This is a genomic window from Pseudodesulfovibrio tunisiensis (assembly GCF_022809775.1).
Taxonomy (GTDB): Bacteria; Desulfobacterota; Desulfovibrionia; order Desulfovibrionales; family Desulfovibrionaceae; genus Pseudodesulfovibrio; species Pseudodesulfovibrio tunisiensis.
This window is the reverse complement of the sequence record NZ_CP094380.1, coordinates 3,560,597-3,573,886: the sequence shown is the minus strand read 5'-3', so window position 1 is coordinate 3,573,886 and position 13,290 is coordinate 3,560,597. Positions and strand designations below refer to the sequence as shown.

General features: G+C 59.1%; 8 protein-coding genes. 5 read left to right on the top strand and 3 right to left on the bottom strand.

Annotation, left to right across the window (positions count from 1 at the left end; all coding sequences use genetic code 11):
* Window positions 1–7 precede the first annotated feature (7 nt).
* Window positions 8–1,723 (top strand): AMP-binding protein, encoded by a 1,716-nt coding sequence (locus MPN23_RS16845; RefSeq protein WP_243545397.1) that lies wholly within the window; start codon window positions 8–10, stop codon window positions 1,721–1,723.
* 105 nt (window positions 1,724–1,828) lie between these two features.
* Window positions 1,829–2,389 carry a DinB family protein gene (locus tag MPN23_RS16840; RefSeq protein WP_243545396.1) on the top strand — a complete coding sequence of 187 codons (561 nt, stop codon included), beginning with the start codon at window positions 1,829–1,831 and terminating at the stop codon, window positions 2,387–2,389.
* On the opposite strand, the gene MPN23_RS16835 is transcribed toward MPN23_RS16840, so the two are convergent.
* Window positions 2,374–4,062: a PAS domain-containing sensor histidine kinase gene (locus MPN23_RS16835; protein ID WP_243545395.1), complete on the bottom strand. Its 1,689-nt coding sequence runs from the start codon at window positions 4,060–4,062 to the stop codon at window positions 2,374–2,376. The genes MPN23_RS16840 and MPN23_RS16835 overlap by 16 nt on opposite strands.
* 264 nt (window positions 4,063–4,326) lie before the next feature.
* Here MPN23_RS16835 and MPN23_RS16830 point away from each other — a divergent pair, with 264 nt between their 5' ends.
* Genes MPN23_RS16830 through MPN23_RS16820 form a run of 3 tightly spaced genes read left to right on the top strand, consistent with a single transcriptional unit; the run spans window position 4,327 to window position 9,813 of the window.
* Entirely contained in the window at window positions 4,327–5,091 is a 765-nt protein-coding gene (locus tag MPN23_RS16830) for a transporter substrate-binding domain-containing protein (RefSeq protein WP_243545394.1), read from the top strand.
* A gap of 20 nt (window positions 5,092–5,111) precedes the next feature.
* Window positions 5,112–7,388 (top strand): ATP-binding protein, encoded by a 2,277-nt coding sequence (locus tag MPN23_RS16825; RefSeq protein WP_243545393.1) that lies wholly within the window; start codon window positions 5,112–5,114, stop codon window positions 7,386–7,388.
* 55 nt (window positions 7,389–7,443) lie between these two features.
* Window positions 7,444–9,813 carry a GAF domain-containing protein gene (locus MPN23_RS16820; protein ID WP_243545392.1) on the top strand — a complete coding sequence of 790 codons (2,370 nt, stop codon included), beginning with the start codon at window positions 7,444–7,446 and terminating at the stop codon, window positions 9,811–9,813.
* 265 nt (window positions 9,814–10,078) lie between these two features.
* On the opposite strand, the gene MPN23_RS16815 is transcribed toward MPN23_RS16820, so the two are convergent.
* Window positions 10,079–11,584 carry a sensor histidine kinase gene (locus tag MPN23_RS16815; RefSeq protein WP_243545390.1) on the bottom strand — a complete coding sequence of 502 codons (1,506 nt, stop codon included), beginning with the start codon at window positions 11,582–11,584 and terminating at the stop codon, window positions 10,079–10,081.
* Window positions 11,585–11,639: 55 nt separating this feature from the next.
* Window positions 11,640–13,286, bottom strand: a complete 1,647-nt coding sequence (gene nhaB / locus MPN23_RS16810) for a sodium/proton antiporter NhaB (RefSeq protein WP_243545389.1) — start codon at window positions 13,284–13,286, stop codon at window positions 11,640–11,642.
* Between the last annotated feature and the right edge of the window lie 4 nt (window positions 13,287–13,290).

The following is a 13,290-nucleotide window of genomic DNA, read 5'->3' as shown; positions in this document are numbered from 1 at the left end:
TTTTCTAGTGAATTCAACAGATATCCAGACACTGAAAGAAGTGTTGGAAGCCGCTGCCGAGCGGTTCCGGGACCGTCCCGCCTTTTCCTTTGTGGGCGGTCAGTCCCTTACGTTCTCCGAATTTGCGGAGCGCGTCGCCGGAGTGCAAACCCTGTTGCGCAATCAGGGCATCCGCCCGGGCGACAAGGTGGCCATCATCGGCGAAAACATGCCCAACTGGGGCGCGGCCTATTTCGCAGTCACCACCATGGGCGCGATCATTGTTCCCATTCTTCAGGAATTCCACGAGACTGCGGTACACCACATCATTCGCCACTCCGAGGCCAAGGCCGCGTTTGCATCCAGACGCTTTCTCCACAAGGTGGAGGAGGGCAACCTGCCGGATCTGGAAACCCTGTTCGTGCTCGACGACTTTTCCATTCCGGGCAGCGAAGAGCCGGAAACCACCTTTGGCGAGGCAGTGGCCGCGGCCCGCGAGCAGATGAACAAATGGGGCGAAGCCGCGCGCAAGCTCATGGACAGAGGCAAACCATTCGAAATCAGCCCGGACGACGTGGCCGCCATTCTCTATACCTCGGGCACCACGGGCCATTCCAAGGGCGTCATCCTGACCCACCGGAACATCGTTTCCAACGCCCTTGCAGGCCAATCCATGGTGGACATCCGGGACGATGACCGCATGCTGTCGGTTCTGCCCATGGCGCATACCTACGAATGCACTCTGGGGCTGGTCCTGCCCGTACTCTGCGGCGTGGCGGTCTACTATCTCCAGAAGCCGCCGAGCCCCCGCACCCTGCTTCCGGCCATGGCCGAAATCAAGCCGACGTTCCTGCTCATCGTTCCGCTCATCATTGAAAAAATCTATCGCAACCGCATCAGACCGAAGCTTTCGGGCAAGGGACTGGTCGGCAGCATCATGCGTCTGGGAGCGGCCCGGAAAAAACTGTTTCAGGTGGCAGGCAGGAAACTGCTCGATGCCTTTGGCGGCGAACTCCGGTGCATGTGCATAGGTGGCGCGGCCCTGTCCCCGGAAGTGGAGGAATTCCTGGCCGAGGCCGGAATGCCCTACGCCATCGGGTACGGCATGACCGAAGCCGCGCCCATGCTGGCGGGCATCGGCCCGGGACGGCAGAAGCTCCGTTCCTGCGGCCCCCCGGTTCCGGGCGTACAGCTCATGCTGGAGAATCCGGACCCCAAGACCGGGGAAGGCGAAATTCTGGCCAAGGGTCCGAACATCATGCAGGGCTACTACAAGGCGCCCAAGGATACCGAGGACACCTTCACCGAGGACGGCTGGCTCAAGACCGGCGACCTCGGCTATTTCGATCAGGACGGATACTGTTTCATCCGCGGACGCATCAAGAACGTGATCATCGGCCCCAGCGGGGAAAACATCTACCCCGAAGAAGTGGAGTCCGTGATCAATGCCTGCGACTATGTGCTGGAATCACTGGTCTTCAGCCGGGAGAACCAGCTCTTCGCCCGCGTCCATCTCAATTACGATGCTCTGGACGAGGCCTTCGGCGTAGGCAAGATGATCGAATCCAAGGTGCGCGAAAAGGTGCAATCCATGCTTGAGGACATCCGCAAGCGCGTGAACAAGAAGGTTTCCTCCTTTGCCCGGGTGCAGCGCATCATGGAACAGGCCGAACCCTTTGAAAAGACACCGACGCAGAAGATCAAGCGTTTCCTGTATCTGGACAAGCACGATACCGAACGGTAGCGTGCCGCGACAATGCATTCAAAGGCCCGGTCCGCACTTGCGGGCCGGGCCTTTTCTTCCGTTATCCGGCTTTTCCCGAGGAAACGAAAAGGATAGACCGAACAAATGCAACGCAGTGATGCCCGAATCAATGTCGAGGCGCAGGCCGAAAACCTCGATGAAATGCGCAAGGACCTGCTCTCCTCGGTAGAGGGCCTCCCCCTGCGCGTGCTGAACCATTGCAACGCAGGACACTGGTCGCCGCTCATGGTAATCGAACACCTGATTCTGGCGGAACAATCCGTGCTCCGCGAGCCTTTCAACGATTTTTCCGAGACGCTCCCCAGCGGAGCTTCCCTGCTCGCCTCCCTGAAATGCTCGGGAGTCGGGCTTGCCCTGCGCTGGCGCATCCCGGTCCCGCTGGCATCGCCGGACATGATGCCCTCCGGCGCATTGCCACTCGGGGCACTCGCCTCCATGTGGGGAGAAAATCTCGCATGGCTTCGACAATATGCCCAGCAGGCAACGAACGCGGAATTGCGTTACCCGAACTTTCATCATCCCGTTGCGGGCCAGCTCACCATGGAACAGGCCTTGCGCCTGGCGGTGCTGCATGCCAGAGCGCACGAACAGCAGCTTGCCCGGGCCGTTCGCCACGGACTGTCCGCAGCTCAGTCCTGCTCCTGAAGCCTTTCCGGCGGGACCAGCGGCAGGACAAAGACGAACTCGCTTCCCTTGCCCACTTCGCTTTCCACCCAGATGAATCCGCCGTGACGGCGCACGATCTCCCGGCAGATGGGCAACCCCAGCCCGGTCCCCTGCGGCTTTTCCGTCAACTTGTTTCCAAGCTGGCCGAATTTGCTGAACACGTTTTCGTACTCGGCTTCCGGAATGCCCGGCCCGGTATCGCGAACACTGAACCGAACCCCCTCTTCCACCGCAGCGACCTCGATGCGCACACTGCCACGAGGCGTGAACTTCACGGCATTGGAAAGCAGATTCACCAGCACCTGATGAATCCGGTCCGGATCGCACTCGATGTCCGGCAGGTCCGAAGCCGCTTCCACGGAAAACTCAAGCCCGGAATCATCCAGCAGCACGCGCATGGACATGACAGCGCGTTCCGCCATCTCGGCTGGTCGACTCTTTTCCATGCTCCAGATGGCCCGGCCCGATTCCAACCTGGAAAGATCGAGATTTTCGTTGACCAGATGAATGAGCCTGTCTCCCTCGGAAAGGATGATGTTCAGGTTCTCCCGAATGCGCAGCGCCCGCCGGGTCAATTCCGCCTCCCCGACGCACAGGGGCATGAAGTGCGTATCGAAATTTCTGGCGATGAGCTTGGCGAATCCCTGAACCGAGGTCAGCGGGGTTCGCAGTTCATGCGACACGGTCGTCAGGAACTCGGACATGAGCGAGCTGGTCCGTTCAGCCATGTCCCGGGCCTCGACCATGGCCATCTCGGCCTGCTTGCGCTCGGTGATGTCCAGACAGTTTTCAATGATGGCGCTCACTTCACCGTTGTCGTCGAAGACAGGATGCGCGTGTACCTCCACATACTGCGTCCCGGAAACAGGCAATTCATGGATGTGTTCCACGACCACCGGCTTTCCGGTCCGAACCACTTCATCCAGCGGGCAGGTGTGCCCCTCCGTCGCGCACGGCACCGAGCTGCCGTGCGCCACCTCGTGACACCGCTTTCCCAGAGGATCGCCGTATTTGCGCGCCGAAGAGTTGGCGAGCAGGATGCGGTAGTCCCGAGCATTGATGACGAGCAGGCCGTGACCCAAAGATTCGATGATCAGATGCAGGTAATCCCGCTGCTGCCTCGCCTCGCTCTCGGCCCGAGCCAGCTCGCGGGTCCGTTCTTCCACACGCGCCTCCAGCAGGCCGTAAGCCTGCTGCAAGTCCAGCTCCGCCTTCTTGCGCCGCGAGATGTCCACCATGACGCCGATCAATCCCGCCACCTTTCCCGCGCCGTCATGAAACAGGGACTTGGTGAACAACACGTCGCGCACTTCATTATCCGCAAAGCGGACCCTGGTTTCATACCGTTGGGTCCCGCCGCTCTCGTACAATTCCTGATCGGCCTTGTAATATATCTCCGCCAACTCCGGGGGGGCCACCTCGAACACGGTCCTGCCCACGACTTCCTCGGCTGTCCTGCCAAGCATGCGGTAGAAGGCCTCGTTGCCGCCAAGGTACACTCCTTCCCGCGACTTGTAGAATATGGGACTGGAAATGCTGTCGATAAGCATCTGGAGCAGCAGGTTCCGATCCCGGAAGGAGGTTCCGATGCGTCGTATGCGATGCAGCGTCCCAATCACGCCCAGAAGACAGATGACGCCGAAACCGACCATGCCCCAAAGCCACAGATACGAGGCCGAAGGCAAGGCAACCGGTTCCGCAGACGCAAGCGCGACATCTCCCGCAAGCAACGGAGACAAGCCCGCAGCGAACAAGGCCGGGCCGATCGATTTTGACAGTCCCTTCATTCTGCCTTTTTACCACGCATGAGGCCAAAAGCAAGCAAGGCCGCGCTTTATCATGGCATTACTCGCCTTGAAATGTTTCATCTATGGTGTAGAATGGTTCCAATACACTTTCACGACAGGAGAAAATCCATGTCTTTTGTCCGTGCACTGGCGGTGCTCCTGTTTCTGTCTCTCGGCAGCATCCCCACGGCCCGAGCCGAGGGAATGCTCAAGGTGGTGACAGAAGGAGCCTATCCGCCCTTCAACTATCTGGATGAACAGGGACATCCGGCCGGATTCGACGTGGACATAGCCCGCGCCCTGTGTCAGGCCATGGACGTTGACTGCCGGATTCTCGCGGCCGACTGGGACGACCTGCTTCCGGGACTGGCGCAGGGGCGTTACGACATGATCGTGGCAAGCATGGCCAGCACGCCGGAGCGGGAACGCGTGGCCGATTTCACGGACGACTACTACCGCTCGCGTTCCATGTTCGTGGCCCGGCAGGGGATTCCCTTCACCCAGACTCCCGAAGGACTTGCCGGGAAAAAGCTTGCCGCACAATCCGGCACGGTGCAGGCCGAATATCTTGAACACCATTTCAGCAGACTGTCTCAAGTCATGCTCACGGACACTCTGGATATGGCACTGGACATGCTTGTACGACAGAAAGTGGACGCCGTGCTCACGGACAGTCTGGTAATATTCAGTTTTCTCCAGTCCCCGGACGGCAAACGTTTCGACTTCGCCGGCACGGCCCTGCCTGTCGACGACCCCTCCAGCAAGGCCAAGATAGCCGTTTGCAAGGGGAATGATTCCCTGCGCCAACGCCTGAACTCGGCGCTCCGGGAAATACGCCTGAACGGCACCTATGATCAGATCAATCGCAAGTATTTTCCGTTCAGCATCTACTGACCCGACGCACGGAGCCTGCATTGAGTCCTGACAGCAAGATATTCTCGACGACCTCGCGCCCCGGCCTTGTTCCGACCGTGGCAGCCTACTCCGTCATCGTTCTGGTCACGCTGCTTGCCTTCGGTCTGGTGGTATTCCAATCCCTGTCCGACATCACGAATCTGGCCACGAACACGCGGGACGCCGTGCTGCCCGAGGTCATCAGCCGCCAGCGGACCGCCGTGAATCTGGAACGTCTGGGCCGGTTCGCGGAAACCGTATACCAATCCCGCTCCCGGCAGGTCAGACGACAATTCAAGCTGGCCGCCCGCATCCTGTCCCAGGACTCGGTGTTCGAAAAGGACGCCCGGGTCAACAGTACTGTGCTGGAGGCATATTCGGACATTGATTCCATCTACAAATTCCGGCTTGCACAGGATGACGCGCAAGCCAAGGCGGACGAAATAATCCGCACGTTCCTGCCCGGCGGAGCGGACAGCCGAATTCTCGAATCCCTGCCCGACAGCATCACGCTGGTCAATCTGCTCTACAGGACGGACAAGGCCAACACCATGCAGGAACTGAAGCAGCAGAAGAAGCTGCTGCTTCAGTTCATTCCGCAGCTCGGCCAACTCTCCGGACCTCAGGACGCCCTGCTGGCCAAGGCCAAGACCTATCTCGCCCTGCGTACCCAGGTCCTTGCGGATGAGGACAAATGCCGCTCGCTCTGGAAACGCGTGAATCGGAATCTGGAACAGCTCGCCGACAATCTCTCGATCAATGCGGCGGTCACGGCCAGCGACAGCTTCACCATGATCTCGGCCAACGCGGCCAGAGTCCAATATACCACGCTTGCCGGTTTCGGCTTTTTCCTGCTCATCCTTCTCGTGCTCGTGTATTTCACCAGCCGAAACCTCGTGAAGCCCATTGTTTCCTATGTCCATGGCCTGCGCAGCATGGAAAACGGTTCCCCGCTGACCCAGCCCAGAGCGCGCATCCGGGAAATGGATGAAATCCGCGCGGCAGTGGAACATACGGGCAAGCTCATGTCCGCGCTGGCCGAACGGACGCAACAGCTTGAAAGAGCCAACGAGAACATGGCCCGGGAGGTGCAGGACCGGATCAGGACCGAAGCCGAACTGGCCCGGGCCAAGGATGCCGCAGAAGCGGCGGACCGGGCAAAAAGCGATTTTCTGGCAGGCATGAGCCATGAAATCCGTACGCCCATGAACACCATTCTGGGCATGGCCGACCTCATGCTGGAAACAAATCCGACAAATGAGCAGCGACAATACATTGAAATATTTCAGTCTTCCGGCGAGATGCTCCTCGGCATCATCAATGACGTCCTCGACCTGTCCAAGATCGAGGCGGGCCAGATACGACTGGAGACCACGACCGTCGACCTGAAATCCCTGATCGAACGCACCCGCTCCCTTGTCGAGGCCAGAGTGCACAAGAAGGGACTGCGGCTGCGCATTGAAATCGATCCCGACCTGCCGGAACGGTTCCTTGGCGACCCGTTTCGCATCCGGCAGGTTCTGGTCAACCTCATCGACAACGGCGTCAAATTCACGGAAGACGGCGAGGTTGTCCTGAGCGTCACACACGAACCGGGCGCACCGGACAACGCGCTGACCTTCTCGGTCTCGGACACGGGCATCGGCATTCCCGAAGAGGCCCAGACCGAAATATTCGAACGCTTCACCCAGGCGGATTCCTCCACCACGCGCGAATATGGCGGAACCGGACTGGGGCTCGCCATATCGCGCAAGCTCGTCCACCTCATGGGCGGTGAACTGCTCCTGCAAAGCACCCCGGGCAAGGGGGCCCGGTTCCATTTCTCCCTGACCCCGGAGCTCGTGGAAATGCCGGCGGAACTTCCTCCGGAGCCCACGGAAAGCGTGGAGGAACTTCGGGACCTGCTCAGCCATCGCGCTCCCTTGGTGCTCGTTGCCGAGGATTCGGAAAGCAACCAGGCACTTATCGAACTCTACCTGAAAAATGCAGGCTGCGGCATCGAGTTCGCGGAGAACGGTCAGGAAGCCTTGGAGAAATTCATTGCCGGACATTACGATCTTGTGCTCATGGACATCCAGATGCCGGTAATGGACGGGTATGAATCCACTCGCATGATCCGCGAATACGAGGAGGCCAATGCTCTGCCTCCCACCCCGATCATCGCAGTCACGGCAAACGCCTTCACCGAAGACCGGAACAAATGCCGCCAGGCAGGATGCACCTCCTATCTTTCCAAGCCGGTAAGCAAGGCAAGCGTACTGCGAACCGTGGCGCGCTTCGCAGCACGACGGGAATGATTCCCAAATGTATCCGCCCCCTTGCCTTGACTGTGTCATGTGCGTATGAAGGAATATGGCAAAATACCAGGACTACGCGCCCGAACTGCTTTCCCAGGTCTTTGACCATCGCCTGCAACAGGACGACATCCGACGCGTTCTGGATAGCCTGAGTTCCCGGGATCGGGAAATGTTTCTGGACAAGATTTCGGAAACATTCGAAAAATTCACCGCACTTCTTGAAGTTTCCAATCGACTTGCCGACTCGCTTTCTCTGGATGTACTCTTTTCCAGACTGGTATCTCTCACCACCGAGGCCCTGCATGCGGATCGGGGCACCATCTTTCTGAACGACACCGGAACCAGTGAACTCTTTTCCCGCATGGCCATGGGCGAAGGCACGAGGGAAATCCGCTTTCCCAATCGGGCAGGCATTGCCGGAAACGTCTTCTCGAACAATCAATCCCTCATAATACCGGATGCCTACGCAGACCCACGATTCAATCAGGACATCGACCGTAAGACCGGATACCGGACACGGAACATTCTGACCGCGCCCATCAAGAACAAATTCGGCACGCCCATCGGTGTCATCCAGATTCTCAACAAGCTCGAAGGGAATTTCTCGGAGGGCGACCTGTCCATGCTCGAAGCCATGGGCTCACAGGCATCCGCCGCACTCATCAAGGCCCAGCTGTATGAAGAGGTGGAACGCTCCCGCAAGGAAGAACGCGAAATGTTCGAGGTCACCCGAGCCATTTCCACGGAAATCCATCTTCAGCCGCTCATCACCAGGATCATGCAGACCGCATCCGCCATATTGGGCGCGGACCGCTCCACCCTGTTCCTGAACGATCCCAAGACCTCGGAGCTGTGGGCCATGGTCGCGCAGGGCGTGGAATCCCGGCAGATACGTTTTCCCAACCATCTCGGCATTGCCGGGCACGTGTTCACCACCGGACAGACCGTGAACATCCCGGACGCCTATGCGGACCCGCGCTTCAACCCCGAGGTCGACCGCAAGACGGGCTACCGGACCGACACCATTCTATGCATGCCCGTGCTGAACAAGAAAGGCGACGTCATCGGCGTGATCCAGTCCCTGAACAAGAAGGACGGCCCGTTCACGCCCAAGGACGAAGGCCGCATTCAGGCATTCTCGGCACAGGCCGCCATTGCCATCGAGAACGCCCGGCTCTTCGAAAACGTCCTGAACATGAAAAACTACAACGAATCCATCCTCGAATCCATGTCCAGCGGACTCATTACCCTGGACGAGGAAGGCAAGGTGGAAAAATGCAACCGCAGAGCCGTGGAAATTCTGGGCATGGATGCGAACGCCCTGCTCGGCCACTCCCCGGAAACCGCGTTCACCGGTTCCAATGCCTGGGTCGCGGAAACCGTGTGTCACACCGCAACCACGCGCAAACCCGAACTCGTCATGGACACGGAACTGACGGCTGCGGACAACCGGACGGTTTCCGTCAACCTTACGGCCCTGCCGCTCATCAACGACAAGGACGCCATCATCGGTACACTCATCGCCTTTGACGACATCACCGGTGAAAAACGGCTCAAGGGCACGCTGGCACGCTACATGACCAAGGAAGTCGCGGAGCAGCTCATGGAGGCAGGAGAAAGCGAACTCGGCGGGCAGATGAAGCCGGTTACCATCTTCTTTTCAGACATCCGCAGTTTCACCACCATATCCGAAAGTCTGGGCGCACAGGAAACCGTGTCCATGCTCAACGACTATTTCACGGACATGGTGGACATCATATTCGAATACAATGGCATTCTGGACAAATACATCGGCGATGCAATCATGGCCGTGTTCGGCGCGCCCTTTCCCACGGAGCGGGATGCGGACAACGCGGTCACTGCTGCCGTGCGCATGATGCGCGCCCTGCACGCCTTCAACCGGCAGCGGCTCGAAATCGGCAAGCAGACGCTGGACATCGGCATCGGCCTGAATACCGCCGAGGTGGTTGTCGGCAACATCGGCTCGGAAAAGCGCATGGACTATACCGTGATCGGCGACGGCGTGAATCTCGCCTCCCGCCTTGAAGGTGCGAACAAGGTCTATGGCTCCAACATCCTGATCAGCGAATTCACCCTTGCCGAACTGCACAACGGCTACACCATTCGCGAGGCAGATCTCATCCGCGTCAAGGGCAAGACCCGGCCGGTCGCGATTCACGAAATCCTCGACTTTCACACGCCAGCCACCTTTTCGAACATGGATGAAGTGCTGGACGCATTCGCCCGGGGACTCGCCCTGTATCGGGCCGGAGACTGGAACAAGGCGCTCCCCCTCTTCCAAAAGGCTCTGGCCGCGAATCCCAACGACCGCATGTCGCAGCTCTACGTCCAGCGATGCGAACATTTCCTGAAGAATCCGCCACAGGACAAATGGGACGGTGTCTGGATCATGACCAGCAAATAAAAGCCCCTCCCGGGGGGGCTGGGCGCTACCCAGACCCGCCAAGGAGCAAGGCCCCTTGGATCCCCGAAACGGGTTGCCCAAAAAACAAATCCTTTCTGCTCCTTACAACCTGTTTCCCGGAAGCATATTCCTCGACAGGACAAATCCGCAGGACGGCAGATCTGGACGCGGCATTCGCAGCGCCCGAAGGGAGAGGCCCTGGACGGGGCGAATCAAAGTTTCTCGTGCCGCCGGAGGCCTCTTCTCTCATGCCGGAACGCACGCGTCAGTTCACGTTGCGAACCACGGAAGCCATGGCTGGCGGCAAAAGCAGAGTCACGGTGGTGCCCTGCCCCTGACGACTTTCCAGCCGGACCGAACCGCCCAGCTCCTCCACGATCTTCTTGATCATGGCCAGCCCGAGTCCGCTACCTCCGTTCTTGGTGGAAAAGAACGGGCTGAACGCACGATCCATTTCCTTTTCGGACATGCCGGTTCCGGTATCATGAACAGCCAGAGCAACGGAATCGCCGCGCAATTCCGCGGTCACTTCGACAATCCCGCCGGACGGCATGGCCTCAAGAGCATTCTTGATCAGATTGACCAGACACTGCTTGATGGTTTCCGCGCTCCCGGCCACCTTGGGCATTTCCTGCGAACAGTGGACTTCGAACTCATAGCCCTGCCCGGCGTAACCAATGGACATGAGTTCTATGGTATCCTTGAGCACGGCGCACAGGTCCGAGGCTTCATCCGCACTCGCGGTAGGCCGCACGAACTTGAGCATGCTGGTAAGCATGGTATCGAGACGCTTGGTCTCCTCCACGAGAATCGCCGCCTTTTCCCTGTCCTTGTCCGATATGGTTTTGGACTTGAACAGGGAATTGGCGAATCCGCCAATGGCGAACAAGGGGTTGCGAATTTCATGGGCAAGATACGTGGACATTTCTCCGACCACGGCCAGACGTTCACGCTTCTGCTGATGCTTTTCCCGATAGGTGCGGTCCGTGATGTCGCGATGCATGATCATCACGTGGGTCATATGCCCCCGAATGTCGAAAAGCGGATAGGAATAGATGCGGTAGTAGCGGAGTTGGCCATTGCGATCCACGCGGGTCATCATGGCCTCGTCCTTGGTTTCGCTTGCAAGGGTCCGATAGAAGGGACAGGAAGGCACCAGACAGTCGCAGAATGCGGAACCGTCCGGCAGCCGGGCCGCCTCCCAGCACTGATGCCCGAGCAAATCCTTGCGCCGCAATCCCGCGCGCTGCCACACGGGCCGGTTCAGGTCCACCACGTTGCCGGACTTGTCCAGCAGGAAAATGTCCTCGCGGATTTCATCGATGATGGACTTGAGCAGGACGCGCTGCCGTTCCGAGTCGTCCCGGAAATGCCCCTTGACCAGCGCCATGTCATGCAGGCCGCAGAAGAACACGACCTCCCGATGATCCATCAGGGACACGTCGTCCGGCAGGTTCCGCCGGATGTTGGTCAGCTTGCGCTGGCTTCCGGTCAGTTCCACAACCAGATTGATGTCGTGATGCTTGTCCAGCATGGCCTGCCACGAACGGTACACGGGCACGGTCACATTCTGATGCGGCCGCAGGGGAAAATTCAGTTCGGACAGGGCCACGAGCCGCATGTCCGGAAAAAACTCGTGAAATGCATTGTTGAAAATCACGTCGAGAATGGCGTCGAATCCGGACCGATTGCCTACGATGCCTATGTTGAACCCGGTCTCGTTGCCGTCCCAGTAGCAGGTGCCCAGGGAATCGTACGCGAAATCCGTCATTGTCTCAGCTCCCTTTGCGCCGCGCCGGAACCCCGGCGCGGCGCGATGCGTTGCGCTATCCTCCGAAGAATCGGATAATGTCTTCCATGTACCATGTAGCCACAAGTCCGGCCAGCGACATGGTTATCGTATAGGGCAGGGCCTGCAGCACCATGCGGCCGTAGGAAAGCCGGATGACCGGAGCCAGGGCCGAGGTGAGCAGAAACAGGAACGCGGCCTGCCCGTTCGGCGTGGCCACGCTCGGAATGTTGGTGCCCGTATTGATGGCCACGGCCAGCTTGTCCAGATGGGCGACGATGCTCAGGGCCTGCGTTGCTGCGGCCTGCGGCATTCCTGCCACCACGTCGGCGCGGTTCAGATGCGGGTCCGTGAGCTTGTCCATGAGCTGTTGGCCGGTCATGCCGATGTCCGGAACAGCAGCCAGCATGTTCACGAAATGCATCTTGGTTTCCGAGATGTACACCGTGGCCACGAACACGTTGTCCGAGATCATGGAAAGCAGGCCATTGGCCAGATAGTAGGCCGCCAACTGGGTCTGCCCGGTCAGGTTGAGCACGTAGTTGATGACCGGACGAAACAGATGCTGGTCGTGAATCACGGCCACGATGGAAAAGAAGACCACGAGCAGGGCCGTGAACGGCAGCGCCTCTTCGAACGCATGGCCGATGCGGCCTTCCTCGGTGATGCCGGTCAGGGCCGTGAGCAGCACGATCACGGACAGACCGATGATCCCGACCTCGGCCAGATGCATTGCCAGAGCGATGACCAGCCAGACACCGGCCAATCCCTGCACCACGAGCGAAGCCCTGCCCTGCGGCCCGCGCTTGGCTTCCATCGCCGTTGCGGTCTCCAGCAGATGGGACCGGATGTTGCCCGGCATCTGGTATCCATAGGAAAACAGATGGAATTTTTCCACCACCACGCAGGTCAGCAGCCCGGTCGCGAGTACAGGCATGGAGATGGGGGCAACCTGAATGAAGAAATCCGCAAAATGCCAGCCCATTTCCGAAGCGATAAGCAGATTCTGCGGTTCACCCACCAGAGTGCAGACCCCGCCAAGAGCCGTACCCACTGCACCGTGCATCATGAGGTTGCGGAGAAAGCCGCGAAACTCGACCAGATCTGCACGATCCTTCTGCTTGACCAGTTCGTCGTTGCACAGGTCATGGGTTCCTCCCATGGCCTTTCCCGAAGCATAGCGATGATAGACATTGTAGAATCCGTAGGCCACGGCGATGATCACGGCCGTGACGGTAAGCGCGTCCAGAAACGCGGACAGAAATGCGCCCGCAAAGCTGAACAGCAGGGAGATCATGATCTTGGACCGCACTTTCACCAGAATGCGGGTAAAGGTGAACTGAAGGAAATCCTTCATGAAATGAATGCCGGCCACCATGAAGATGAGCAGCAGAATGACCTCGAAGTTGTGCTGGGCTTCATGGTAGACCCCTGCGGGAGTGGTCATGCCCAGAAACACGGCCTCAATGGCGAGCAGGCCGCCAGCCGGAAGCGGATAGCACTTGAGGGCCATGGCCAGAGTGAAGATGAATTCGGCGATGAGCACCCAGCCCGTGACGAACGGCCCTACGGTATGCAGCAGGATGGGATTCAGGACGAGAAAGGCGAGTATGGCCCTTTTGTACCAGCCCGGGGCATTGCCGAGGAAGTTGGCCCCGAAGGATTCCTTGAGCGTCTTGACCACGTTG